The sequence below is a fragment of the Bradyrhizobium nivariense genome, from assembly GCF_029846695.2.
Lineage (GTDB): Bacteria > Pseudomonadota > Alphaproteobacteria > Rhizobiales > Xanthobacteraceae > Bradyrhizobium.
The window spans coordinates 1-26,235 of sequence record NZ_JARWCR020000020.1 but is presented as its reverse complement, the minus strand read 5'-3'; the positions used below and the strand labels follow the sequence as shown (position 1 = coordinate 26,235).

At 65.0% G+C, this 26,235-nt stretch carries 22 protein-coding genes, 1 tRNA gene and 2 pseudogenes; 4 read left to right on the top strand and 21 right to left on the bottom strand.

Annotated elements, in window-relative coordinates; translation table 11 throughout:
* A partial coding sequence (locus tag QCM77_RS18375) for an autotransporter outer membrane beta-barrel domain-containing protein (protein WP_511337203.1) occupies window positions 1-2,749 on the top strand: 2,749 nt, incomplete at its 5' end.
* 43 nt (window positions 2,750-2,792) lie between these two features.
* Here QCM77_RS18375 and QCM77_RS18370 read toward each other — a convergent pair.
* Window positions 2,793-3,731 carry a septal ring lytic transglycosylase RlpA family protein gene (locus QCM77_RS18370; RefSeq protein ID WP_279664473.1) on the bottom strand — a complete coding sequence of 313 codons (939 nt, stop codon included), beginning with the start codon at window positions 3,729-3,731 and terminating at the stop codon, window positions 2,793-2,795.
* An 804-nt stretch (window positions 3,732-4,535) separates the two neighbouring features.
* Here QCM77_RS18370 and QCM77_RS18365 point away from each other — a divergent pair.
* On the top strand, window positions 4,536-4,664 hold the full coding sequence (locus tag QCM77_RS18365; RefSeq protein WP_279664471.1) for a hypothetical protein: 129 nt from the start codon (window positions 4,536-4,538) through the stop codon (window positions 4,662-4,664).
* 133 nt (window positions 4,665-4,797) lie between these two features.
* On the opposite strand, the gene QCM77_RS18360 is transcribed toward QCM77_RS18365, so the two are convergent.
* A complete protein-coding gene (locus tag QCM77_RS18360) occupies window positions 4,798-5,088 on the bottom strand; it encodes a hypothetical protein (RefSeq protein ID WP_279664470.1) in 291 nt (96 codons plus the stop codon).
* Between the two features lie 31 nt (window positions 5,089-5,119).
* On the opposite strand from QCM77_RS18360, the pseudogene QCM77_RS18355 reads away from it, so the two are divergent.
* A pseudogene (locus QCM77_RS18355) lies at window positions 5,120-5,595 on the top strand (TIGR00645 family protein).
* A gap of 18 nt (window positions 5,596-5,613) precedes the next feature.
* Here the strand turns inward: QCM77_RS18355 and QCM77_RS18350 are convergent.
* Window positions 5,614-5,931, bottom strand: a complete 318-nt coding sequence (locus QCM77_RS18350) for a DUF1476 domain-containing protein (RefSeq protein WP_279664469.1) — start codon at window positions 5,929-5,931, stop codon at window positions 5,614-5,616.
* A 256-nt stretch (window positions 5,932-6,187) separates the two neighbouring features.
* Between QCM77_RS18350 and QCM77_RS18345 the strand changes: the two genes are divergently transcribed.
* Window positions 6,188-6,412: a hypothetical protein gene (locus QCM77_RS18345; RefSeq protein WP_279664467.1), complete on the top strand. Its 225-nt coding sequence runs from the start codon at window positions 6,188-6,190 to the stop codon at window positions 6,410-6,412.
* Between the two features lie 152 nt (window positions 6,413-6,564).
* Here QCM77_RS18345 and QCM77_RS18340 read toward each other — a convergent pair whose 3' ends face one another.
* The 18 genes and pseudogenes from QCM77_RS18340 to QCM77_RS18255 form a co-directional block, all read right to left on the bottom strand.
* Window positions 6,565-6,756, bottom strand: a complete 192-nt coding sequence (locus QCM77_RS18340) for a hypothetical protein (protein WP_279664465.1) — start codon at window positions 6,754-6,756, stop codon at window positions 6,565-6,567.
* 119 nt (window positions 6,757-6,875) lie between these two features.
* Entirely contained in the window at window positions 6,876-7,520 is a 645-nt protein-coding gene (locus QCM77_RS18335) for a DJ-1/PfpI family protein (protein WP_279664463.1), read from the bottom strand.
* 31 nt (window positions 7,521-7,551) lie between these two features.
* Window positions 7,552-9,759, bottom strand: coding sequence for a multicopper oxidase family protein (locus QCM77_RS18330; protein WP_279664461.1), 2,208 nt, complete (start codon window positions 9,757-9,759; stop codon window positions 7,552-7,554).
* A complete protein-coding gene (locus QCM77_RS18325) occupies window positions 9,756-10,892 on the bottom strand; it encodes an NAD(P)/FAD-dependent oxidoreductase (RefSeq protein ID WP_279664460.1) in 1,137 nt (378 codons plus the stop codon). The genes QCM77_RS18330 and QCM77_RS18325 overlap by 4 nt, the downstream gene beginning before the upstream one ends.
* A gap of 2 nt (window positions 10,893-10,894) precedes the next feature.
* Window positions 10,895-11,311: a hypothetical protein gene (locus QCM77_RS18320; protein ID WP_279664459.1), complete on the bottom strand. Its 417-nt coding sequence runs from the start codon at window positions 11,309-11,311 to the stop codon at window positions 10,895-10,897.
* The gene (locus QCM77_RS18315) at window positions 11,308-12,171 is read right to left on the bottom strand and encodes a LodA/GoxA family CTQ-dependent oxidase (protein WP_280096704.1); all 864 of its coding nucleotides are present in this window, start codon (window positions 12,169-12,171) and stop codon (window positions 11,308-11,310) included. The genes QCM77_RS18320 and QCM77_RS18315 overlap by 4 nt, the downstream gene beginning before the upstream one ends.
* Window positions 12,172-12,833: 662 nt before the next feature.
* Window positions 12,834-13,583 (bottom strand): annotated as a pseudogene (locus tag QCM77_RS18310) (LodA/GoxA family CTQ-dependent oxidase); the annotation flags it as partial.
* Between the two features lie 18 nt (window positions 13,584-13,601).
* Window positions 13,602-15,710 carry a tyrosinase family protein gene (locus QCM77_RS18305; RefSeq protein ID WP_280096703.1) on the bottom strand — a complete coding sequence of 703 codons (2,109 nt, stop codon included), beginning with the start codon at window positions 15,708-15,710 and terminating at the stop codon, window positions 13,602-13,604.
* A gap of 179 nt (window positions 15,711-15,889) precedes the next feature.
* Window positions 15,890-16,633: a DUF7168 domain-containing protein gene (locus QCM77_RS18300; protein ID WP_279664452.1), complete on the bottom strand. Its 744-nt coding sequence runs from the start codon at window positions 16,631-16,633 to the stop codon at window positions 15,890-15,892.
* A gap of 44 nt (window positions 16,634-16,677) precedes the next feature.
* Window positions 16,678-16,767 (bottom strand) — tRNA-Ser (locus tag QCM77_RS18295).
* Between the two features lie 307 nt (window positions 16,768-17,074).
* Window positions 17,075-17,398 (bottom strand): hypothetical protein, encoded by a 324-nt coding sequence (locus tag QCM77_RS18290; RefSeq protein ID WP_279667409.1) that lies wholly within the window; start codon window positions 17,396-17,398, stop codon window positions 17,075-17,077.
* Window positions 17,399-17,635: 237 nt separating this feature from the next.
* The gene (gene ilvD, locus QCM77_RS18285) at window positions 17,636-19,486 is read right to left on the bottom strand and encodes a dihydroxy-acid dehydratase (protein WP_279667408.1); all 1,851 of its coding nucleotides are present in this window, start codon (window positions 19,484-19,486) and stop codon (window positions 17,636-17,638) included.
* 160 nt (window positions 19,487-19,646) lie between these two features.
* The gene (locus QCM77_RS18280) at window positions 19,647-20,507 is read right to left on the bottom strand and encodes an ABC transporter permease (protein WP_279667407.1); all 861 of its coding nucleotides are present in this window, start codon (window positions 20,505-20,507) and stop codon (window positions 19,647-19,649) included.
* Window positions 20,508-20,520: 13 nt separating this feature from the next.
* Entirely contained in the window at window positions 20,521-21,450 is a 930-nt protein-coding gene (locus tag QCM77_RS18275; protein ID WP_279667406.1) for an ABC transporter permease, read from the bottom strand.
* On the bottom strand, window positions 21,450-22,442 hold the full coding sequence (locus QCM77_RS18270) for an ABC transporter ATP-binding protein (RefSeq protein WP_279667405.1): 993 nt from the start codon (window positions 22,440-22,442) through the stop codon (window positions 21,450-21,452). Before QCM77_RS18270 ends, QCM77_RS18275 begins: the two co-directional genes overlap by 1 nt.
* A complete protein-coding gene (locus QCM77_RS18265; RefSeq protein WP_279667404.1) occupies window positions 22,439-23,422 on the bottom strand; it encodes an ABC transporter ATP-binding protein in 984 nt (327 codons plus the stop codon). The genes QCM77_RS18270 and QCM77_RS18265 overlap by 4 nt, the downstream gene beginning before the upstream one ends.
* 3 nt (window positions 23,423-23,425) lie before the next feature.
* Complete coding sequence (locus QCM77_RS18260) at window positions 23,426-25,063, bottom strand: ABC transporter substrate-binding protein (protein ID WP_280096702.1); 1,638 nt, start codon at window positions 25,061-25,063, stop codon at window positions 23,426-23,428.
* Window positions 25,064-25,093: 30 nt separating this feature from the next.
* Window positions 25,094-25,909, bottom strand: a complete 816-nt coding sequence (locus QCM77_RS18255; RefSeq protein WP_279667402.1) for a sugar phosphate isomerase/epimerase family protein — start codon at window positions 25,907-25,909, stop codon at window positions 25,094-25,096.
* Window positions 25,910-26,235 lie beyond the last annotated feature (326 nt).

Genomic DNA, 26,235 nt, shown 5'->3' with positions numbered 1-26,235 from the left:
GGCTCCCACCGTGACATCGGTTGCTCCGACGACGGGGCCGACTGCCGGCAGCACAACAGTGACGATTGGCGGCACAGGATTCGTCATCGGCGCGACCACGGTCAATTTCGGCGGCACACCCGGGACCGGCGTCAACGTCACTTCCGCCACCTCCCTCACCGTGACCTCGCCGCCCGGAGCTGCGGGCACCGTGGACGTCACGGTGACGACTGCTGGCGGCACTTCGGCCACCTCTGCGAGCGACAAGTTCACCTATCTCGCCGCTCCCACCGTGACATCGGTTGCTCCGACGACGGGGCCGACTGCCGGCAGCACAACAGTGACGATTGGCGGCACAGGATTCGTCATCGGCGCGACCACGGTCAATTTCGGCGGCACACCCGGGACCGGCGTCTCCGTCACTTCCGCCACCTCCATCACCGTAACCTCGCCGCCCGGAGCTGCGGGGACCGTGAACGTCACGGTGACGACCTCTGGCGGCACCTCGGCGACCTCGGCCGCGGACCAGTTCACCTATTTCGGCACGCCGACCGTGACATCGATCTCGCCGACGGGCGGTCCGGTGGCCGGCGGAACATCGGTGACGATTACCGGCACCAATTTCAGCGGCGCGACGGCCGTCAAGTTCGGAGCGGCGTTGGCGACTGGCGTCACGGTCAACTCGGCAACCCAGATAACCGCGACGTCACCAGCGGGCACAGGCACGGTGGACGTCACAGTCACGACGCCGGGCGGAACGACAGCCACCTCCGCTGCGGACCAGTTCAGCTACGCCGCAACGCCGGCAGTGACATCAGTTGCACCGAATGCGGGTCCGGCGACGGGTGGCACATCGGTTGCGATCACCGGCACAGGGTTGTCGGGCGCGACCGTGGTGAAATTCGGCGCGACCAATGCCACCAGCTTCACGGTCAATTCGGCGACATCGATCACGGCGGTCTCTCCGGCCGGTGCCGGTACGGTCGACGTGACCGTGACGACAGCAGGTGGAACGTCTGCCACCTCGGCGTCGGACCAATTCATCTACACGCCCGCGCCAACCGTCGCCTCGATTTCGCCGACCACCGGCCCCGCGCCTGGGGGCACCTCTGTTGCGATCACGGGCGCCGGCTTCACAGGCGCGACGGCGGTGAAGTTCGGTGCCAACAATGCGACCAGTTTCACGGTGAACTCGGCCACGTCGATCACGGCGACCTCGCCACCCGGCGCGGGCACCGTTGACGTCACGGTGACGTCGGTCGGCGGGGTGTCGTCCACCTCGGCCGCCGACAGGTTCAACTATCTGTCCGCCACGACCGCGACCGGGCTGGCGTCGTCGCAGAATCCAAGCAGCTTTGGCCAGTCCGTGACGTTCACGGCGACCGTGAGCAGCCCGGGCGGAACGCCGACGGGCACGGTGACGTTCAACGATGGCGGTACGCCGATCGGTACCTCCACGCTGTCGGCCGGCGCCGCCACCTTCGCGACGACAACGCTCACCGTCGGCAATCACACGATCACGGCAACGTATAACGGCAGCCCCGCCTTCAATGCTTCGACCTCACCATCCCTGAACCAGTCGGTCGACATTCCCGCCGACAGCGCCAAGCTGCGCGCGCTCCAGCTCAATGTCACCAAAGTCGTGGCGAACAACTCCGGCCAAGCGATCTCCGGCGCGATTGATACCGCAATCTCCGAAGGTTTCAGCGAGGGCGGGCAATACATCACGCCGGGCGCGGGCGGCCTGCGCGTCAACTTCGCCGCCGCGCCTGACGGTGACGAGGACGACAAAGCCCACTCGGCTTCGCAAGGTCCCAACGCCTATGCCGGTGATGGAAGCTCCGGCCGGGGCGGCCGCGCCGGGCGCGGCTCTCCGCGGATCGACGACGCGTTCGCCGCGATCGATCGGGCGTCTCCGACCAAGGCCCCGCCGATGGCGCGTTTCAAGCAGCAGAAGGACTGGCTGTTCTGGGTCGACGTGCGCGGCACCGGCATCGACCAATGGGGCTCGTCCGGCAGCATCGGCCAGGGAGCAACCCAGGCCACGCTCTACGGCCAGCAGCTCAACCTGCTGTCGGGCCTGACCTACCGGGCGGCGCCCAATTTGCTGCTCGGCGTGGTCGGCGGCTATGAGAATTTCAGCTACACCGAGACCGACATCAACGGGAAGCTCAAGGGCGACGGCTGGACCGTCGGCGCCTATCTCGGCTGGAAGATCATCCCGACGCTGCGCTACGACGCGGCGGTGACCTATTCCGGCATCGGCTATGACGGCACCGCCGGCACGGCGCAGGGCAATTTCAACGGCCATCGCTGGATGTTCGCGACCGGCTTCACGGGCAGCTACACTTGGGCCAACTTCAATATCGAGCCCTCGGCCAAGGTCTACGCGCTGTGGGAGCGTGAAAACGCCTATGTCGACTCGCTCGGCACCCCGCAGGCCGCCCGCACCTTCTCGAGCGGACGCGCCTCTGGCGGCAACAGGGTCTCCTATCCCGTGCCGTGGCTCGATAGCATGCTGCTGGCGCCCTATGTCGGCGTCTACGCCGACTACTACTTCACCCAGGACGACGCCGCCGCGATCGTCGCCGCGGGCGGCATTCCGCTGGCCTCCACCCCACTGCTCCAGGGTTGGTCGGCGCGGGTCACCGGCGGCATCGGCGCAAGGCTGGCGAGTGGTACCACGGTCGGCTTCGGCGCCGAGCTCGGCGGCATCGGTGGCAACACCCAGATTTGGACATTCACGGGACGCGCGCGCATCCCGTTCTGAACCGCAGCGCAACGATGCCGCGTCGGTGGCCGGATCTGGCTGCTCAGTAGAGGCCGCGGCCGCTCAGGATGCCGCGAGCCTCCGCGGCGCCACCATCGGAGACATAGGCGGAGGACGGAGTGCTCTCCGTCGCGTAGCGGCCGTCCTCGTCATAGGACACCGCGCGCGCGTTCTGGAGCGCCCGGCCCCGGCTCCGGCTCGAGGCCGACATCTCCGAGGTCGCATTGAGCGAAGCCATGTCGGCGGAGGTGTTGCCGAGATTGTAGGGGCGTCCCTCCGGCGTCGGAACCTCGCCGCGAATGGCGCCGCGGTTCGACGACGGCAGCTCCGGCACGAACGGCCTGGCGGAGGCGACCCGGACCATCGAGGGTGACGGCGCCGGGATCCCGGTGCGCAAGGTGGCCATCAGCTGGCGGTCATCGGAGCCTTCGAGCGGCGCCCGGCCGACATATTCGACACGAACCTTGGCGACCCCATTGCCTTTGAATTCAAGGAGTTCGGCGGCTTTGTTCGAGACGTCGATGAGCCGGTTGCCGTGATAGGGCCCGCGGTCATTGACGCGGACGATCAGCGACTTGCCGTTCGAGACGTTGGTCACCCGCGCATAGGATGGCATCGGCAGGGTCGGATGCGCCGCGGTCAGCGAGCCCATGTCGAACACTTCGCCATTGGCGGTCAGGCGGCCGTGGAAATCGTCGCCGTACCAGGACGCCATGCCCTCGGCGCGGTAGTTGACGTCCTCCTCGGGCACATAGGTCCGGCCGCCCACCACATAGGGCTTGCCGATGCGGTAGGTTCCACCGCCCTTCGGAACCGGATCACCCAAAGCCACGACCCGGGGGCTCGAGGACACGCCGTATTTCGGATCGACGCGGCTGGCGAATTTGTTGGAGGAGGCGCAATTGGCGAGCGCGAGGCAGGTTGCAGCCGCCGCAACAGCGCGCGAGACCCGCAAAACCGAATCTGACCGTCGGATCCCCATTCGCCCCAAATACCATTTCGCCGGAGGCGTACCCAACCCGCTTTGGCTACGGGGAAGCGCTGTCCGGTCCTTTTTGCTCCGAGGCGGCCCACCACCGCGTCGGACGTCATGACGATATCGCAACCCGAACACGGCGGAAATGGGGAGCCCACAGCGATCACGCCGGGATGGTAAACGGGACGTTCGCTTCTGCCCGTTGAACTACGGGGCGCGGGCACCCTGCTCTGTGCCACCCCCGGACATTCTGTTGCGCCAAATCCTCACTCCACCCCGATTGTCGAGCCGCTCACTGGAATTCTTTTGACTGTGCAAGGCCGCCCGCGTTTTCTCTCGTGCAAGGCGGAATGGAATGAGACGATGATCGAGACGGTTTCGGCACTGATGGGTTTGGTAAGCGCGGGGATCTTCCTGGCCCATGCGTTTGAAGGTTACCGCACGAGGGCCTGAGGCGCTCGCGCGGGCGGCAAGCATCACCTCTTTCAAGACGGCGCGTTCGGCCAATTTTGATCAATCCGATCGAGCATCGAAGACAAGAGCGGCAGGTGTCCCATGCGCAACCATGACCTCGTATCCGACAGTTTCCTGGTATTGACCGCCGGCGGTTTGGTCCTGCTGTGCTCGAGCCTCGTGGCATTGGCGTTCGGCTGAGCACCACCATCACTTTCCTTTTTTCTAACCACAACTACACCGCGATGCAGCACGCGATCTGTTTTGGATTGCCCTGCTCCCGTTTAGTTGATTGAATTTCTGCGTTCTGCGCCTCGACTTAATTTCAAGAGGCCATCACCAACGAAGGTGACGCAAATGCTTGCTGAGAAATTTTTCCTGGTTCTGGAATCGCTGATCCGCGGCGACCGCACCTATCCGGACGGAAGCCCCCGGGTCATCAGCACTTCCCCGCACCTCCCGATGAAGCTGCCGAGCCAGACATAGCCGGCCCGCCCACAGCCCCCGGGCAGGTACGCCTAAAGCGCGATGAGATCAGCATGAATCATCATCGCGCTTTAGGTTGTTGTTTGAGCATGATCTTTTCGGAAAACCGCTTCGCACTTTTCCGGATCATGCTTTAGCGCAGCCCCAACAGCGAGCGGCGATAGAGGCCGTCGCGGGCCTCGCTCAGGCAGACGAAGCTGCCGTCAGAACCCTGGCCGTACCGCTTCTGGCCTTTGCCGTAGTAGACGCCTTTGCTGAAATCGAGCCAGACGACCTGGTCGTGCGGGCAATGACGCTGCGCCTGCGCCTCGTAGCGAAACGGCGTCAGCGGCGTCGCCGACACCTCAGCGCCGCTGCAGCCGACCAGGATCGCAGCAGCGAGCGCGATCACGCCGGGCCATTTGCCGAAGCCGCTCCAAGGCACTCCCCGCCTCCACGACACTCCCCGCCTCCCGATCCCGGCCGTCACACGATGGCCGCTCGGCACGCTAGCACGAAACGGCACGGAGGAGCTCTGGCACCTCTCCAGGCACGCGATCGACCTCACCGAGCAGCAGATCATGATGAGCTGCTGGCGCTGATCGACGTCGTGATGATCTCCAATCTGCTCGTGATGGTGATCGTTGGCGGCTACGAAACGTTCGTCTCGCGGCTCGACCCGCAGGGCCATCCCGACGATCCGGAATGGCTTGGCCACGTCAATGCGAGCGTCCTGAAGATCAAGCTCGCCATGGCCATCATCGGCATCTCCTCGATCGCGCTGCTGCGCACCTTCATCGAGGCCGGCAATCTCGGCTCGAACCGAGCCGGCTACAACGAGACTGTTGTGATGTGGCAGGTGCTGATCCGCCTCACCTGCGTCGTCTCGGCGATCGGCATTGCCTACGTCGACAGACTGAGCGCCTCCGGGGCGCGCAAGCATGTGGAGTGAGGCTCAACCGACTTTCCTTCACTTGTCCCCTTCGAGTTGCTGCAACGCCTGGTGCAAGCATTCCTGAAGCTTGGCTGCGACCTGTTCGCGCGCGACGCCCCTGGCGGCAAGGTCGCCTGACACCTTGTCCAGGATCTCGTCCATCGTCTGGTTCACCAGATGGTCCGTCACCAACGCCGTCGCGTAGCTGGCCGCGGCATCGCCGCTGAAGCCGAGCTGGCTTGCGGCCCAGAGCCCGAGCAGCTTGTTGGACCGCGCCGTAGCCTTGAACATGAGCTCCTCGTCGTGGACGAATTTGGCCTCAAAGCCCTGCTCGCGCTTGTCGAACGTGGTCATGGTCAGCTCCATTCTCGCTTTCGCTGATCGGGATCGGACTGGCCGGAAGCGAACGTCTCCGTGGTTCACGTCAGGATCATTTGAAGCTTCCGGCGGAAGCCAAACGCCGTCAAGCCCGCTCGTGGCTGCTCCGCAGACCGGGTGCGCATCACGGCACGCACCAGCCCGCCGCCAGCCAGCCCGGTTAGGCAGGGGCGTTTACCATTCATTAAGCAGACTCAGTGCCGCATGGCCCGAGGACATCGAGAGCTGACGCATGAACAAAGAGCTGCGGGAGTTTCGACGGCTTGAACGGGTCTGCCTGGAGCAGGCAGCCCTCTCCACCATGGACCTCGCGCGAAGCGGGTTGCTCAAGGTCGCAGACGATTGTCGCGTCGCAGCCGAAGCGATCGAGGCGCAATCGCCTCGGAGACCTTTCGCAACCGCCGTTCAGGCGCTGAAGCAGGCGTTGAGCGTGACGCGCGTCCCTAACCGGCACTAAGAGCATTTTCGGTTCTGATTGAACCAGAACCGAAGCTCCAGATTGTTGTTTTGACCCGTTTTCCTCACGCGAACCGGTATCCACTTCGCTCGAAAACCCTCTCTACGCCGAAATCGGTCGAGAAATTCGCGGCGCGGTGACCGGACCGCCGGTCAGCCCTTCGCCTCCATCGCTTCCCGCGCGAGACGTTCGGCTCTGAGCCGCTCCCGGTTGGCGTAAAACGCCTTCTGCGCCTCTTCGTGATCGCGCATGGCTTTTTCGGCCTCGATACGGCGTGCCGCATCGCGCGCCTGGCGCTGTTCGGGGGTCAGAGGTTTGCGTCGGTAGGAAAGGTCTTCAGTCATGCAGGAACAACGCGGAGGCGGCAAAAGAGTTCCACAAGTCGAACCAGACGGACCGGCACATCCGACTAAACTCTTTATATATCAATCAGTTAGGCGGAGTACTCGACGGCTGACCTGACCTATTGCTTCGACCCCGACGGTTTTACGCCGACGAGAGGGCACTGCGGCGCCGGAGGAATCGCGCTGCGAACGGGCGGGTCCGGATAGTATTGGGTATTTTGCTGAACCTCACGCGCCAGCTCCGTGCCGCCGAGCAGCGTGATCAGCATCAGCGCCTCGTCCAGCCCGGCCGAGATTCCACCTCCGGTCAGGCGATTGCGATCCAGCACGAAACGTGGGTGTCCGTCGGCAACCTTCACCTTCGGGAAGAGCGTCGGGAAGCATTGCAGAAACGCCCAGTGCGTCGTCGCAAAGTAGCCGTCGAGCAGACCAGATGCCGCAAACAGCATCGCCCCCTCGCAGACCGAGCACATGTACTTCGCACCGGCGGCCTGCTTGGTCAGAAAATGGAAGTAGGTCCGGTGCGGATCGTTGATGATCTCAGTGAGCGCGGGCGGATCGCCGCCGGGCACCCAGATGGCATCGTACTGGGTGCATTCCGCGAAGGATTTTGTGACCTCAAACCGAAATCCCCCGCGAAACCGTTTCAATCCCGGCTCTGCGGCGACGATCTCGACGTCGAACTTCGCCCAGTCGAACATCTCGAAGGGGCCGGCGACGTCGAGCATGTCGACGCCGTCGTAGACGGGGATGCCGATCTTCATCGCGCGCAATCCTCCCTGCTGACTTCGGCCGTCAATGTTTATGGCTTGCCGGCGTCGCTGCCGGCGCAGCCGTGGGCTGCTTGGCGTGGCGCATGCCCGCCATCCCCAGGCCTCCGCCCGGCGCGTTGAGGTCGGGAACGATCGCGATGTTGGCCATCATGCCCGCGTCCTCATGGTCCAGGATGTGGCAATGCAGGACGTACTCGCCGATGTAGCGATCGTACCGCGTCCTGACGCGGATCTGATAATTGTTCTCGACGATGATCGTGTCGCGGAAGGTGTGCCACATGCCGCAATACTGGTTGGCCAGTTGCTGCTTGTCGGCATACACGATGTCGGGCTTGCAGGTGCCGTCGGCATTGTAGATCGAGATCTGCTGACCGTTGGCGTTGGTCGTGACGACATCGATGACCTCAAACGGATTGACGTGGATGTGGAAGATGTGCGGCTCGCCTTGCGCGGAGAGCAGCCAGTCGTCCGTGGTGTTGACCTCGCGCGTGAAGTTCACCACATCGGGATCGTACGAATTGTTATTGACTGTGAAGGCCGGGAAATTGATCGCGAAGGCAGCCTGCTGCTCCTGGCTGCCGGCAGCCGGCGGCGCGAGGTTTTCGAACGGCGCCCACGGTCGCAGGTCACCGTCACGCAGTCCGGTGCGAACGGGGTCCGGCAGCGTCGGATTGGCATCGTACAGCGCCTTGCCGACATAGGCCTGCAGATCGCCGGTCACGGGCTGGCCACCGCGCACATGGACGTAGGCCAGCAATTGCGGCGTCGTGGGTCCCTGCCCGCCGCCATTGCCGTTGGAGACGCGCTCGGCCTTCGGTGCCGCCTGGTTGAGCAGGCAGTAGTCGCCGTCCGATGGGAATACGACGAGGACGTCGCTGCGATAGCCGGGCTGCATGTAGTTCGATTCAGGGACACCGCCGGCCTGAGAGACGTGCACGGTCCGCAGCCTGGTCCGGGTCAGACCATCGGATGCGATCTCGAATTGCGGGATCAGCGTCGCGGGCGAGGCATTGCAGGCGGCGAGAAGATCGGCCTTCTGCTGCTGGCGGTTGCCGCTCAACGCCGAAGCTGCGATCAGATTGGTTGCGCCCGCCGGCGTCGCGCGCACGATCTGAACGTTGACCGTGTCGTGAATGCCGGCATGCACGAAGCGCCAGCGCTGGATCTCCCCTGCCGGCAAGGTAAGCGTCGGTTGCACGACGCCATTGACGCTTGTGAAGCGGCCGTTGGTGTCCCAGATCGACGAGGAGTCCAGTTGCAGGCCGAAATTCTCGACGACGCCGGGGCTGACCGGATTGCCTGATGTCGCCAGCGGGCACGTCCACGGCGCGTTGGCGATATTAGCCGGACTGTTGGCGTTGTAGAGGCCCTGCGTGGTGTAGATCTGCTGCCACGGGCCGCCGGCCTGGTTCGGCTGATTGGCGAAGCAGGCATAGGCGATCTGCTGGAACAGGAAGAGCTGCTCCTTCAGCGGCGCGCCGTTGACGTCGTGCAGCACCGTGTCGATATCAGCGATCGGCTTCGGGTTTTGCGTCGTCGGCGGCGTGTAGGCGCGCTCGCCCTTGACGACCAGCACACCTGAGGCGCCGCTCGCCACCTGCACCGCCGTCGAGCCATGGCGGTGGGCATGGTACCAGAACGTCCCGGCCGGATGGTCGTTCGGGATGTTGATCTCGTACGGAAACTTCGTCTGCGGGGCGATGTTGAGCAGCACGTTATCGCTGTTGCCGGCGGGCGAAACGTGCAGGCCATGGGTGTGCAGATTGGTGGTGTTGAAGCAGTCGACCAAAGCCGGCAGGCCCAGTCCCGACGGCGGATTGGGCAGGCAGCTTGGATCATCCTTTGCGAGCTGATTGATCAGGTCGACACGCAACGTATCGCCCGGCTTGACGAAGATCGCCGGCCCCGACTTGCAGCCACCATAGGAGCGCAGCTCGACCGGATCGAGGCCGTCCGGTTGCGGGTCGGTCGGATCCGGGTTGTTGATGAAGAAACGGCCGCGCACGAAGTTGAGCACCACCGAGACGATGGAGCCGCTGCGCGAGATCGATCCTTGCGGCCGGCAGCCGCCGACGGCCGGCGCCACGGCGGCATCCAGCGTCACCACATTGCCCTGTCCGGGCAGCGTCGGCGGCGGCTCGAAAGCACGCGGAGCCGGTGCCGCAAATGCCGAAACGCTTGGCCCGAGCGCGGCAATGACAAGACCAATTCGCGCGAAGTTCTTCATCATGTTGTCCGCCCCTGTTGTTCCGAAAGACTGCTCGAGGAATTGCGTGAAGACATGTCGGCACGCCGGCGCCGCCAGAACGGCCGCTCGGTCCATCGTGAAACGCTGCCGTAATGCTCGCCCAGCGCCGTCGCGTAGACCGCGGCTTCGCGTGCGACCCACGCGCCGTAACGATCGAGGGCGGCGGCATCTCCGCGTTCGAGGCAGTCGCTGGCTGCATAAGCAGCGAACACGCCCGAGCGCATCGCCTTGACTACGCCGTGGCCCGAGATGGGATCGAACGCGCTTGCGGCATCGCCTGCACACAGCAAACGGAATCCGACTGTCGTTGCCGCGTATCGGCTGCCCGCGGCCACCAAATGGTGCGTTTCGAACTGAACGACCTTGCTCGCCAACGCCGCGACGAATTGCGTCCTGGCGAGCGCCGTGCGCCAGCCATCCGGCGTGTTCAGGCGGAGACCGCGCGCGAGATCCGCGTCGGTCATGCAGGCAAAGGCTCGCCTGCCCTCGCCCAGCGCCATCGTGTACCACCAGCCATCCTCAAAGGCCTCGACGAGCAGTTCCGGCGCGGCCTGGCCGGACGTCGTCGCCTCGGCATAAACTGCAATCAGGCGGTCCTGCGCTCTCGCCCGCAAACCCTGGCGGTGGGCGAGCGCGCGGCCGCGGCCGGTCGCGTCGATGATCAGCCGGGCCGAATGGCTGTTGCCGTCGTCGCAAGCGACCGACCAGCCCTCCGCCTCGCGTTCGAGATGAGCAATCCTTGCGTCGAAACGCTCCGCTGCGCTGCACGCCTCCGTCGCGATCCAGCCGTCGAACCTGGCGCGGTCAACGCGCCACGACGGTCCGCGGGCATCGAGCAGCAATTCGCTCGACGTCAGGCCGGCCTCTTCCCATGACGTCAGCGTACGATGCGACGGCGCAAAGCCTTGCGTCAGGAACGTGGGCCACAGACCGAGCTGGCGCAGCACCGGCTGGACCAGCGGTGACAATACCTCACCTCGTCCTTGGCCCCGCCCGCGCCGCTGGTCCGGCGCGATCACGGCCACCCGAAGCTTCGGCGCGCACATCGCAAGCGTGCGCGACGCGGCCGCGCCGGCCGGCCCTGCGCCTGCAACGATGATGTCGAACGCGGCCAAGGTCAGTCGGCCCAGACGGCGTAGAACGACGCCACCACGCCGGCTGGTGCGACCGTGCCCGGCGAACCGCCGCTGTGCGGGATGGTCCGGATCACCGAGCCGACGATGGCCGGACGCTGATCGACGCCATTGGGCCAGGCCGGCACCAGCGAGCCCCAATAATCGTAGATCCATTCCTCGCCGCCGACGACACCGGTGCCCTGAAAGCGCACCTGCATCGGCGAGCCGTAGGCGCGCGATCCTTTCAGGGCGAGCGACCAGCCCGGACCGCCGATCGTGCCGGCCAGGAGTTGCATCGGCCCGTCGACGATCTCGATCGTGCCGCGGCCGAACTCGAGATTGTTGAAGGCGGTGTTGACATCGGGATCGTTGAGCAGGCTGCGGTAGGTCCAATGTCCGACGAATGGATTGTCGCTCATGATGCCTCGCTTTTGGGATCGGGTTTCGACCCCGGTGTTCGCTCGACGCTGATGTATTTGTAGGTGAGATCGTCGGCCGACTTGGCGCCGGGCTGATAGGGATTGCGCACGATGAAGCCGAGCTTGGACCACTCGGTGACCATCTTGAGATCGCCGACCGGGATTTGCGGAATGCCGCGGCTCCACGTCGTCCAGACGTAGTTGGGGCTTCCGTTCGAGATCGAGGCGATCTCGAAGGACTGCGATGGCCGGTGCGCCGGCCACCACAGGGTGGTCCAGGTCATTTCGTCACGGCTCAGCCGCTCATCATTGTCGCTGCCAGGATAGAGGTTGTTCCAGTCGGCGTAGGTGATGTTGATCGGCTGTGTCGTGCACTCGTTGAAATCGGACTGCCAGGGAAGTCCCATATATTTGGTGAGATCGCCCGGCTGAAGCCCGGTCTCGAAGTCGTTGTCCTGGCTGAGCGGCGAGTTGACGTTGAAGGTCGGGTCGGCGATCACGGTGCCGTGGTCTTGATTGGCCTGGGCGGCGCTCTGGAGAAAATCCGAGACGCTGCGATCGGCGTTGACGCGATACGGCGCCCAGTAGATCGAGGGATTGCGCATCACCCAGCCGAGCTCGCCGCCCGGACAGAAGGCGCCGCCCAGCACGTTGCTGAGCACGCCGCGGTCGAGCTCGCGGCCGGTCTTCGGCGGCATCTTCGGGTAAGGCTCGAAGGGTGAATAGCCGGCGGGCAGCCAGCCCTCCTCCTTCTCGTTGATGAACCAGCCACGCGCCCATTGGCCGAGGATGAAGAGCTGGTATTCGGTGAGATGGAGAATTTCGAGGGCGTCTCGTTCGACAGCGGATTGTCGCCGCATAACAGCGGCATCAGCGGCAGGGAGTGGACGCGCGACGACGCGCGGTCCTGCACCCGGAATGAATTCGCCTCGCCGGCGCGGCGCAAGAGGTCGAACAGGAAGCGGCGCATCGGTCCGTAGGGATCATCGGCCTTGGCATGGCGGGTTGGACCGGCGACCGCCGCCACCGCCATGACCGCCTCGCCCTGGCTGGCATCGCGCAGTGGCGCTTCCGACGGCGTCTCCGTCTCGGTCGACACAGCCGTCCGCCTCGGCGTCTGCGACAGCTTGTTGGGATCGAACGTGCCGCGCTGCGCCTGGTCGTGCGGGTAGTTCGATTGTTGAAGGATATCGCTCAGATATCGAAACTCGTCGGGCCGGAACAGGATCGGCCAGATGTCGCGATAGAACCACGGCCGGTAATTGCGATTCCACGCCAGGCGGCCGGCCTGCCAGTGGCGTAGCGCCGCCTCGTCGCGAAACGGGATCTGCTGCGGATCGTCGTAGGTGCCGAGCGTGCCGTAGATGCCGGTGTCGGTGGCGAACTGGCGCACATAGAGATCGTACAACACCTCGTCCATCGTGATCATGTCGAGGATCTGCGGTACGAAGCGCGGATAGCCGACGACCACCCACGCCGGAAACTCGACGTCGACGTAGCGGGTCTGGCCGACCTGCTTCGAATACATGATCAGCCGCGCCATCACCGGGCCGTCGGAGATGTCGTCGTACCAGCCATCGGTGTTGGCGTAGTCCTCGATCTTCGGACCGCCCGAACCGCTGACGTCCATGCCCGAATTGCCGTGACCGCCGAGCACGACGAGGCGGCCCTTATTATCGGTCATCATCTCGCCCAGCGTGTCGATGTCGAACGGCTGGAGCCCCTTGGGCGGAAAAGTCGTGGCATAGCCGCCCGGACCGCCGGAGCGGTCGAAATGCGCGCGGCGATTGGTGGTCGCGTTCACGCTGCGCGGCCCGGGATCGGTGATGAGGAGGTCGCGGTCCTGACCGGTGACGTCGGCGTTGCGGCGCGCACTGCCGGGCGCGTAGCCATGCTCGCCCTTGAGCTCGCTGAACGGGTACCAGGAGGACTTCTTGTTGGCGACATAGACCCGCCACTGGATGTCCACGAGCACACCGTGATTGCCGCCGCCCTCTACGTCATCGCCGAGCGCCAGCGGCCGGCCTTCGGGGGACTGGTCGTCATAGACGAAGATCTGGAAGCGCGCGGCCTGACGCTTCACACGGCCCTCCGCGTCCTTGAACGTCTTGACCGGAACGGGCGTGACGCCGTCGGGGCCTTGCAAGGGATTGCCGAAGCTGTCGCACGCCAACGGCATCGCCGCGGGCGTCTCCGGCGCGAGGTAGAATTCGCTCTCGCTGTTGCCCAGGCGCGCGATGCCGATGCCCGGATGGATTCGATACGTCGCCATGACTTCCCCGCCACCTTCTCAATCCAGGAAACTGATCGACACGCCTTCCAGCTTCAGAAGCTCCCTCTCCTCCCGGTAGTCGCCGCCGATCACCACCAGCGTGATCTGCAACGGGCCCTTCTTCTTGAGCGCCTGCCTGGCGGCGGCCGTGACGTCGATGCGATGGACGCGCGGCGTGTTGTGGCTGCGCCCGCGCTGGTCGAAGCGCCGTGGCTGCGGCGGCGGGATATCGCAATGGCCGGGACCGCCGTAGCAGGCGCCATGTCCGAAGATCGAGATGTAGCCGGCGTAATGCGGGTTGCCCTTGATCGGTGTCGATGCGTCGGCGCCCGGCTCGTTCAGGAAGGCGCGCACAAAGCAGGAGCGTGTCAATTGCGGCACCTGGTGCAGGCGGATCTCCGCGCGTTTGAAGCTGCGCGCGGCCTGCGGCACCGTGATCGGCTGCGACACGAAGCGACTGACCGGCGCCTCCAGGCCAACCGGCATGAAATGCGAACTGCGGACGTATTCGTAGCCGAATGGCGCGATGTCGAGCGTGTCGCGGATGGTGTAGTTCCACGGCGACAGCACGGAATCGAGGTCGGCTGGCAGCGCATTCGGATTGAGCTTCTGCCACTCCCACCAGATGCGATCGATATTGACGTGGATCGGCCAGAACACCGGATCATAGGACGCCGTCAGGTTGCTGAACATGTCGCCGAGGCCCGGCTGCGAATAGAGATCCGAACGGGCATGGAAGCGGCGCCCGCCGACCTGCGCGGCATCGTTGCGGCGCGTCGCGAGCGCGCGCACGCGCTCGGTCTCGGCACCCGGCTGCGGCGTCGTTCCGGTCGCGGTGGGACCGTCCTTGCAGACATAGGTCGCCTGCCCGGCATCGGGATTCTGCCCACCGGTCCAGATGTGCATGGTGTTGTGCGGATTCTGGTCGAGAAATCCGAACGCGGCGTCGTAGATGCTGCCGCCGCCGAAATCGCGGAAATTGTTGAGGCTCAGGATCTGGGCGATGTCGTCGGCCGAGGGGTAATGATAGTTGATGACCTGGTTGATCGTGCCGCCGCCGGCATATTCGGCAGGATAGCGCAGCGGGTACCAGAGCGAGTTCGACTGAAGCAGCGCGTCGATGAAACGCTGGCGGTTGGCGTCCTTGGGATCGGGCGTGATGGACGAATATCCGATGGTGGAAATCAGATAGCAGAAGAAGGCGTGCTGCGACGTGAAGTACATGCGGTCGCGTGCAAGCGCCAGGATCGCTTTCTTCTGAGCCGCCGTCGGCGCCGGGTCGAGCGCCGCAACCAGCGTCTCCGCCGCCTCCTCGGTGAGATAGGCCTTCATCGACGTCGGAATGATGCGGCCCTTGTCCGGTTCGTCCGGCCGGTACTCCGGCATGGTGAAGTCCCAGTACGGCAGCATCAGCCCCGGCTCGAAATCCTGCAGGTTCTGCTCGAACTCGTAGAGATAGGCGCGATGCCAGGGCAGGAACCGCTCCCAGCCATGCTGGCAATGGTTTTGGTGGATCAGCGCCTGGTTGTTGTAGCTGCGGCGATCTTCCGGCCAGCGGTTGAGCGAATAGAGCTGGCGAAAGCCACGGCGCAGGCGCTCGAGCTGCGGCTCGCTCATGCAATCGATGTTCATACGCCGCCTGGGCTCGCCGACACCCGCGGCCGGCGAATAGCCGTCGGCGGCCACCGCAAATTCGGCGATCTCGCTGACCTTCACCGTCGCGGTCTTCGCCGGCTTGCCGGGCGCAAGCTCGACCGCGACGCTGGTCGCATCGTCCGGGCAGCCGCCATCGATCCAGTCGGCAATGCGATCGATATCGGCGGGTGCAACCGCGTGGCCGCCCCACGGCAGCGCCGGGAACCGGCCGCCATCGAATGGCGCTTCGCCGCGCAATCCCTTGATCAATCCGGATGCGTCGCTGCGCGCATGCGGCGGTACACAGCAGGCGTGGCCCGCCGGCACGGGAGCGACCATCTTGATGCCGAAGATCTCGGCGCCTTCCAGCGCCCGCGCGCCGTTGTCCCAGAACCGTCCCGCACCACCATAGTCGGCAGTGCTGTCACCGGCGGCTTCATCCAGGATCGCCTTCACACGCGCATAAGCAACGGTCAGTGCTTCGGTGTCCATTCCAGCCCCCGGGGCAAGCAAGACGGAGAAGGCGGGCGGAGACTAACCACAACTTTTGGGTGATGTCATCTAAACACGCACCTTCGAGCCGAAGCGGACAGTGAATATTTTTGGCAGGTAGCGTGATCTATTTCATACAACCGAAATGGATGGAGTCAGCACGGTCGCGTGCGATGCGTTCAGCTTCCTTTGGGAGTGGTCCCTGACTGCGACCCGCCAAGGCCGGGATTGATGGCCAGCGACGCGCCGGCGGCGCCGCCGGCTTCATAGGCCGTCATCGACACCATCCGGCTGGTGCTGCGCTGGGTCCGGAGCTTGAGGTCGAGCTTGCCGAATTCTGCATCGACCACTGAGGTCTTGAGGACGACCAGCCCGCGGCCGGTGCTTTCGTTGACCTGATCGCGACTGGCCTTGATCGCCACCAGCCTGTCCGCGATTGATGCCACCATCCCGAGCGCGAAGGAGGCATTGGCCAGATGGCGCTGCTGGTGCCGGAACCTGCTGTAGTCGACCGAGGTCTTGAAGCGGCCAAGTTCGGCGCGCACGGCGCCGTCGATCAATTCGGCCAGATAATGCGCGACCTCGACATCCGCGCCGAGACCGAAAAACACATAGCTGTTCTCACCGGCCGCATTCTTCTCGCGCCAGACCCGACAATCGCAGAAATGAGCGATCGCGCCGATGCAGTCGTCCAGAGGAATTCGCTTCTTGCGATGGGTCTCGTAGACCCTTCGTTCGCAGGGCGACGCCCGCAGTTCGACGTCGGAGAGCGACAAATCGTGGCGATCCAGCAGCTCGGCGACCTTGGCAGCGGCAGACAGCGCCTCGTCCTCGGTGCAGCCATTGGCAATGGTCTTGGCACGCAACGCCTGAATGCGGAGCTTCAGCTTGTCGAGCCCGGCCGGATTGAACGTCTGGTTCACTGATCACCTGCGCGGGGAAAGCCTCAGATCCCGTACGGATCGACTGGCGGAAGGGGTGGGATTCGAACCCACGGTACCCTTGCGGGCACGCCGGTTTTCAAGACCGGTGCCTTAAACCACTCGGCCACCCTTCCAAACTCGGAATGGCTGTCGCTTAACGCAGTCGGCGGCGCATGGCAACGCGAAGTTGGCGCGAACCCTCCTTTGAACCCGATCCGTCAGGCGAGCGTCAGCCTGTTCCCTTAGCCTAAGCAACGGGCTCGGCCACCCACACACGCCGATCCCTCAGCAATTCCGGACACTGGCGACATCTCCCAGGGCGTCGCTGGTTGCGGGGCCCGGTTTGGATTCGCGTCCGTTTCCGAGCCTCGTTTGCTGCCTGCAAAGAAAAACGGCGCCCCGCGAGGAGCGCCGCTTGGAATTCTTGGTAGCCGCGTCGGCTCAGTAGCCGCAGGACGCGCAACCCATTTGCACCGGGGCGTAATAGGAATACCCCGGCTGGACCATCTCGACGCGCTGGCGCGTGGCGTATTGCGGCGGGATGCGCTCGTACTGAACGCTCGGCGGCGCCACCATCACGGTCTGCGGCACCATCACGGTGCGGTACTGCGCCGGCGCGCGGTGCGCCACGACGGAGCCGGGCGAAACCATCACGGTCTCGTCGACGGTGCGGTATTGCGGCTGCACATATTGCTGCTGGTAGCAGGTCGTGCACGGCGGCGGCGCGTAGCAATTGTAGCAGCCTGCGGAAGCCGCGCCCGTCATCGAAATTGCCGCGACGACTGTGGAGAAAACGACAGCAAGAGTACGAGACATTATTGTGGTGCCCCAGTTGCCCGAAATGGATTTGCGAAGGTCGCAACAGTATACGCCGCAAAACCTTGCTTTGCCGAAGTTCGTCGGGGCATCCTTAATGCGAACGACCGGCTTTCGCCGGCCGTTCAGAACTTGTTGACCATGCGCGATGCGCGACCCTTGCGATCACGCCCGCACGAGACGCTCTTACTTCGAGCGCCGCTTCACCTCGCGCACGGCGCCGCGCGCGGCGCTGGTGGTGAGCGCGGCGTAAGCCTGGAGTGCGGTCGAGACGTTGCGCTTGCGGCCCGTCGCCTGCCAGGCGGCATCGCCCTTCGCCTCCTCCGCAGCGCGGCGCTTGCCAAGCTCCCCGTCGGAGACCTCCAGGCTGATGCTGCGGTTCGGAATGTCGATGGCGATGCGGTCGCCGGTCCGCACCAGACCGATGTTGCCGCCTTCGGCCGCTTCCGGCGACAGATGGCCGATCGACAGGCCCGACGAGCCGCCCGAGAAGCGTCCGTCGGTGACGAGCGCGCAGGCTTTGCCGAGGCCCATCGATTTCAGATAGCTGGTCGGATACAGCATCTCCTGCATGCCGGGGCCGCCGCGCGGGCCTTCGTAGATGATGACGACGATCTCGCCGGCGACGACCTTGCCGCCCAAGATGCCTTCCACCGCCGCGTCCTGGCTCTCGAACACGCGCGCGGGACCGGAGAATTTCAGGATCGAGGCGTCGACGCCGGCGGTCTTCACGATGCAGCCGTCCTGCGCGAGGTTGCCGTAGAGCACGGCGAGGCCGCCGTCCTTGCTGAAGGCGTGCTCGAGATTGCGGACCACGCCCTTCTCGCGGTCGGCATCGAGCTCGTCGTAGCGGCGCTCCTGGCTGAACGCGACCTGGGTCGGGATGCCACCGGGCGAAGCGCGGAAGAAGGTGCGGACAGACTCGCTCTTGGAGCGCTTGATGTCCCAGCGCTCCAGCGCGTCGTTCATGGTCGGCGCGTGCACGGTCGAGACCGACGTGTCGATCAGGCCGGCGCGGTCGAGCTCGCCCAGAATGCCCATGATGCCGCCGGCGCGGTGCACGTCCTCGACATGCACGTCGGCGACCGACGGCGCGACCTTGCAGAGCACGGGCACGCGGCGCGACAGGCGGTCGATATCGCGCATGGTGAACTCCACCTGCCCTTCGTGGGCGGCGGCGAGCAGATGCAGCACGGTGTTGGTTGAACCACCCATCGCGATGTCGAGCGTCATCGCGTTCTCGAACGCCTTGAAGTTGGCGACATTGCGCGGCAGCACGGAGGCGTCGTCCTGCTCATAGTAGCGCCGCACGATATCGACGATGGTGTGGCCGGCTTCGACGAACAGGCGTTTGCGATCGGCGTGGGTTGCGACCACCGTGCCGTTGCCGGGCAGCGCCAAGCCCAGCGCTTCGGTCAGGCAGTTCATCGAATTGGCCGTGAACATGCCCGAGCACGAGCCGCAGGTCGGGCACGCCGAGCGCTCGATCACCTTGACGTCCTCGTCGCTGACCTTGGAGTCGGCGGCTGCGACCATGGCGTCGATCAGGTCGACCGCCTTGGTCTTGCCCTGCAGCGTGACCTTGCCGGCTTCCATCGGCCCGCCCGAGACGAACACGGCGGGAATGTTGAGCCGCAGCGCCGCCATCAGCATGCCGGGCGTGATCTTGTCGCAATTCGAGATGCAGACCATGCCGTCAGCGCAATGGGCGTTGACCATGTACTCGACGCTGTCGGCGATCAGCTCGCGCGACGGCAGGCTGTAGAGCATGCCGTCATGGCCCATGGCGATGCCGTCGTCGACCGCGATGGTGTTGAACTCTTTCGCCACGCCGCCGGCCTGTTCGATCTCGCGGGCCACCAGCTGGCCGAGGTCCTTCAGATGAACATGGCCGGGCACGAACTGGGTGAAGGAGTTGACGACCGCGATGATCGGCTTGCCGAAATCGGCGTCCTTCATGCCCGTCGCGCGCCAGAGGCCGCGGGCGCCCGCCATGTTGCGGCCGTGGGTGGTGGTGCGGGAGCGATAGGCTGGCATGGCGGTTTCCGTCCTGGTTGGGTCAGCCCGGGCGAGAAATATGGAAGCCGCCTCAGGCCTTTCCGGCCGGATAGCGCACGGGATGGGCGCGCGCAACGGGAACTTGGGCCTGACAGAGCCGGATCGGCCCTGCGCAGGCCTCCCCTGCTCCGGGCGCGGTCTATTGGAGGGTCGGATCGAGGCGGTCGCGCAGCCAGTCGCCGATCACGGAGACCGCGAGCGTGGTCACGACGATCGTGGCCGCCGGTGCCAGCATGATCCAGGGAGCCCGGGTCAGGTACTCGCGGCCGTAGCCGACCATGTTGCCGAGGCTGGTCATCGGCGGCTGCACGCCGAGGCCGAGGAAGGACAGGCCCGACTCCATCAGGATCACCTCGGGGAAGACCAGCGTGGTCGAGACGATCAGGGTCGAGGCGATGTTGGGCAGGATATGCCTGAGGTAAATTCGCGACGGCGTGGCGCCGAGCTGGCGGACCGCGGCCGCATACCCTTGCGCATTGGCCGAGATGGCAAGTCCCCGCGCGATGCGGGCGTAGCGCTCCCAGCCGAAAAATCCCATCAAGCCGATCAGGAGCGGCAGCGAATTGCCGAAGAAGGCGAGCACCGCCAGCGCCATGATCAGGAAGGGCATACTGGCCTGGAAGTCGGATAGCATCAGGACAAGCTGCTCGACGGGCCCGCGGAAATGGGCGGCAAGAAAACCGAGCGTGGTGCCGACGATGGCTGAAATGGCCGTCGCACCGAAAGCAATCAGGAGCGAGATGCGGATGGAGACGAGCAGCCGCGACAGCACGTCGCGGCCGAGTTCATCGGTGCCAAGCCAGTGCGCGACATTGCCGGGCGCGGACAGCCGGTTGCGCAAATCGAGCTGGGTATAGCCGTAAGGCGCGATCTTCTCGGCGAAGGCCGCGATCACCAGCATCGCGACGATCCAGCCGATCGCGAGTGCGACCGAGACCGGGATCGCCGGCAGACTGATGCGGCGGCGGACGCCTGCGTCCTTCAGCGTTGCGTCGGTCATGCGCGGGCTCCCTTCATGCGTGCGCCCCTTTGGCGCGCAGCCGCGGGTCAAGGAGGCCGTAGAGGAAGTCGACGATCAGATTGGATGTGACCATGGTCAGAGCGACCAGCAGGAGGATGCACTGCACGACGGCGAGGTCGCGATTGGCGACGGCGACGACGAGCAGGCGCCCTACCCCCGGCCACGAAAACACGCTCTCGACCACGACCGCGCCCGCGATCAGCGTGCCCACCATGAAGCCCAGAATGGTGACGGTCGGAATCGCCGCGTTCGGCAAAGCATGCGACGTCACGACTTTTCGCCACGGCACGCCCTTCGCCGAAGCTGTACGGATGTAGGGCTGGCCCAGCACTTCCAGCATCGCGCTGCGGGTGAAGCGCGCCAGCACCGCGGCGCCGCCAAGACTGAGCGTCACGATGGGCAGGATGGCGTGACGCCAACTGTCCTGCCCGCCCGACGGCAACCAGCCGAGCTGCACCGCGAAGACAAGGACCAAGATCAGCGCAAGGACAAAACTCGGCACGGTGAAGCCCGCCACTGCCGTCATCATCACGGCACGGTCGATCGCGGAGCCCCGATGCAGCGCGGCATAGATTCCGGCGGGAATGCCGAGCGCGACCTTGAATACAAATGCCGGCAGCGTCAGCGCCAGCGTTGCCGGAATCCGCTCCAGCACAAGCTCGATCGCAGGCCGCCCGTCCCGCATGGAACGGCCGAGCTCGCCTTTGGCGATGGCGCCAAAATAGTCGAGATACTGAAACCAGATGGGATCATCGAGGCCCCAGGCTTTGCGGAAGGCGGCGAGGACTTCCGGCGGCGCCTCCGGTCCCAAAATCATCAGCGCGGGATCGCCCGAGAGACGCAGCACCACGAAGGCGAAGGTGACGACGAGGACGATCGTCAGGGCCGCGCGTCCGATACGAATGGCGAAATAGCGTCCCATCACGCCGCGTCACGCGTCTCGGCGAGCGGCCCAGTCACGAGGTGGCAGGCGACCTGCCTATCGCCACCGACGGCGGACAAGGTCGGTACCTCGCTTGCACAACGCGCGATCGCGCGCGGGCAGCGCGGATGGAAGGCGCAGCCTTGGGGACGCGCCGCCGGGTTCGGCGGATCGCCTGCCAGCACGATACGGCCTGCGCTGCGGCGGCCCGGCGCGGGCGAGGCAGAAACCAGCGCCTGGGTATACGGGTGCTCCGGCCGCGCGAACAGATCGTCCGCACTGCCGACTTCGACGATGCGGCCAAGGTACATCACGGCCACCACGTTGCTGATCTGCCGGACCACCCGCAAATCGTGGCTGATGAACAGCAAGGTCAGCGCAAGCTGCGCCTGGAGATCGGCGAGCAAATTCACCACCTGCGCCTGGATCGAGACATCGAGCGCGCTGACCGGCTCGTCGCAGACCAGGAAATCCGGCTTCGTTGCCAGCGCCCGCGCCAGCACGATGCGCTGGCGCTGTCCGCCGGAGAGCGCGCCCGGATAGCGCGCACCATGCGCGGGCGTGAGTTCGACCGCGCGCAGCAATTCGCGGACACGCTCCTCGCGCTCGGGGGGCGTACCGAGACCGTGAATGTCCAGGGGCTCGCGGATTTGGGCTGCGACCGGCAGGCGCCGGTCCAGCGCGCCCAGCGGATCCTGAAAGATCATCTGCATGCGCGCCCGCTGCGCGCGCCATGCAGGCGTCGCGGGTGTGGCCATCCGCTTGCCGTCGAACCGCACCTCCCCGCTGTCAGGCGGCTCGAGGCCGAGCACGATCCGGCCGGTGGTGGATTTACCTGAACCGGACTCGCCGACGAGGCCCAGCGTCTCGCCCTTGGGAATCGTCAGCGACACGCCATCGACCGCATGAACGGCGGTACTTCGGCCGAACATCCCGGAGCGCATGCTATAGCTGCGCGAAATCGAGGACACTTCGACGAGCGGACCGCTCATTCGGCAGCGATCCCGAGCAGCGCGCGACGCGAAGCCTCGGCGCGGACGCAGGCGACGGCGCGATCCTCCGCGATGGGCGCCAGGCTCGGCGCGGCAAGGCCGCACGGCTCGGCCGCCAGCGTGCAGCGCGGCGCGAAGGCGCATCCATCAGGCATCATCGCGGGATCGGGCACGGTGCCGGGAATGGCCGTCAGGCGCCGCCGCGGTCCGTCGAGCGGCGGCAGCGCACCTATCAGGCCCTGCGCATAGGGATGCACGGGATCGGCGAAGAGCTGGTTGGCCGGCGCCTCCTCGACGATGCGGCCGGCATACATCACGGCAACGCGGTCGCAGTTTTCCGCGACCACGCCAAGATCATGGCTGATCAGGACCATCGCCATGCTCATCTCGCGACGGATCGATGAGAGCAACTCCAGGATCTGCGCCTGAATGGTCGCGTCCAGCGCGGTGGTCGGCTCATCCGCGATCAGCAGATCGGGATTTCCGGCGAGCGCTATCGCGATCATGATGCGCTGGACCTGACCGCCGGAGAATTCATGCGGATAGGCGGAGAGCCGCCGCGCCGCATCGGGAATGCCAACGAGATCGAGCAGCCGCCGCGCTTCCGCCTTCACCGCGTCGCCGGATAGATGGCGATGCAGCGCCAGGGCCTCGCAGAGCTGCTTGCGGATGGTCAGCACCGGATTGAGCGCGCTCGCGGGGTCCTGAAAAATCATGGCGACGCGCCCGCCCCGCACCTGGTCGAGCTCGACGGCCGGTGCACCAAGGATCTCGCGGCGCTCGAGACGAACGGAGCCCGAGATGCGCGCATGCCGCGGCAAGAGCCCCAGCGCGGCAAGCCACGTCACCGACTTGCCGGACCCGGACTCGCCGACGAGGCCAAGGGCCTCGCCCTTCTGCAAGGTGAGATCGACACCGCGCAGGACCGGCACGCCGTGGAAGGCGACGCTGAGGTCCTTGATGCTGATCAGCGGTGTCACGGCTCAGGCCTCGAAATTGCCGGCGCGGAAATCCATCGCAAACGCTGGCGACGCCTTCCACTTGATCGACTTCGGCTTGGCCGTGAAGGTCGCGTTCTGGTGCAGCACCGTGTAGGCGGGGTCCTCGCGCTCGGCGATCTCCAGCATGCGGCGGAACGCCTTCTTGCGGGCGGCCTGGTCGATCGAGGTTTCCAGGAACTCCGAGAGCGTGTTCAGCTCGGCATTGGTCCACTCGCCGATCTGCTGCTGCTGGCCGTTCGGGCCGTGCTGGGCGACCAGCGACGACACGGGATCGTTGAAGGCCGCCGAGTTCGACCAGTCACGTACAGCGCGGCTTGGCGCACGTTCCATGATCTGCGACCAGTTTTCCTTGGTCTCGATCTGGACGTTGAGGCCGACCGACTTCCACATCTCGACCAGCACCTGCGCGGTCGCGACCTGGCTGGTGTAGTAATTGTTGAGCAGGCGATAGGGAATGGGATCGCCCTTGTAATTGGCCTGTTTCAGCAGGTCCTGCGCAAGCTTGGGATCGTAGGCCGGCACGCTCCAGTCGGCGTTGAACATGTCGCCGTAAAATTCCCACTGAAGGCCCTTCGGCACGCGGGTGCGGCCGGCCCACAGGCTGTCGACGATGGCCTGGCGGTCGATCGCGTGGGTGAAGGCGCGCCTTACAAGCGGATTGGCGAGCTGGGCGTGGTTCTTGTCGAATACGGTCAGGCGATGATTGAGGATGGTGCCGCCCTGCACTTCGAAGGCTGAATTCTTCTCGATGCCGGCGATCTGGTCTGGCGGGATGTCGCAAGCGAACTGGTACTCCCCCGACAGCAGCCCGTTGATGCGGCTAGCGACCTCCGGGACTTCGAGGAAGCGAATGCGCTTGAGCGGCGGACGGCCGCCCCAATATTCGTCGTGCGCTTCGAGCGTCAGCGACACGTCGGGCTTGAGCTCGACGACCTTGTAGGGCCCGGTCGTCACAGGCTTGCGCGCCCAATCCAGATAGCTCGCGGATTCGGCCCAGGCGCGGCGGTTTGCGATGTCCGAGCCGTAGCGCGACAGCCGGCCCTCGATCGTGACGTCGGGCGTCGCGTTGTAGAAGCGCACCGTGTACTTGTCGACGGCATCGACGCGGACGAGATCCGGCCAGATCCGGCGCGCAACTGCCGGAACGTCCGGCGGCAGCTCCTTGCCCGGCCGCGGCGTCGGGATCTTCTCGAAAGCCTGGATCGTGCTACGGCTTTTGGCCTCGGTCTCGCCGAACATGCGCTCGCGGCTGAAGGTGAAGACGACGTCCTCCGCCGTCAGTTCGTCGCCATTGTGGAATTTGACGCCCTGGCGCAGCTTCACCTCGACGGCCTGGTCGTCGATGCGGCGCCACTCGGTCGCGAGTCCCGGCACGGCCTCCAGGCTGCCGCGCCAGTTCTTGGAGATCAGGCCTTCCCAGATTGAAGAGAAGAACACCCGCTCGCCGACATTGGACTGCTCGCGCAGCACGTCGAGCACGTTCGAATTGGTCACCTTCTGCACGGCAATCGTCACCGAAGGACGGTTGTCGACCTGCGCGATGGCAAAACGAGGCAGAAGCAGTGTGCTTGCGGCAACGCCGCCAGATTTCAGGATGGTGCGACGGGTAAGCTTGCTCATGACGGAAACCCCTGCCCCTGGATGATACGGCTATTCGGCGAGGCCAAGCGCGGCGAGATGGGCTGCGCCGGCGCGGACGTCGTCGTTGTTGCGAAGTTCGAGGATCAGCCGCGGATTGGACGTCAGCCGGCCCAGCGCGCGGAACACGGCGACCCACGGGATGTTGCCTTCGCCCGGGGGCCAGTGCCGGTCGGCAAAGCCGTCGGTGTCCTGCAGGTGGACGTGCGTCAGCATGTCGCCGGCGGTTTCGACATAGTAGTCGACCGGCGGCGCGCCGGTGGAGATGTGAGCGTAGTTGGCGTGGCCAGTGTCGAGAGAGACGCGGACCTTGCTGCTTTCGAGCGCCTTGGCGAGACGCACGCGATCGCGCGGATCCTTGTCCTCGATGTTCTCGATGACGATCTCGCAGCCCATGGTTTCAGCGCGCACAATCACCTCGGCGAGTGTCGCCTTGACGCGTTCGACGAGATTGCCGCGATTATCCGGATAGAGATCGAGATTGTTGTGGTCCCAGGTCGTGAATGGCGAATGTATCACCATCTGCGTCGCGCCGAGGAATTCGGCGGCATCCAACCCCTGAAGCAGGCGCCTGGTCACCGCCTGACGGATCATGGGATCGTGACTGTCGATCTTGAAGCCCCAGAACGGGCCGTGAATGCCGAGCCGGCCGGTATGGCCCGAAAGCATCTGCTTGATCTCGCCGGCCGTGCTCCGCCAATCGCTGTCGAGAAGATCCGCGCGAAAGAAATCCTGAATTTCGAGATCGCGTTGCCGGTCGAGAAGCCAGTCGCGATGCGCAGGGATCGATTTGATGGACAATGCGGCGCCCAACACCGGCTTCGACATGACTTGCTCCTTGGCAGTCAGCAATGACGGGAGCAGCGCTAGACCAGTTCAATGACAGGCCGGTGAAATGCAGGTTCCGAAGATGTGGACATCCCAAGAGCGTTGCCAAGAGCGTTGCCAAGAGCGTGTGCATCGAATTGAGGCAGCATGATCGAAGCGTATGCGGACGAACGCATAAGCCTGCAGCATCAAGCACATTCGTCTCCGTAGTGATCCGGAATGGAGTCCTATCCAGATGTCGCGTACATCGCATCACATCGATCGGCGGCCTTCCAAGGGCATCACCCTCTGATCGCGCTACATGGGGTTGGGGGACCACATGGGGC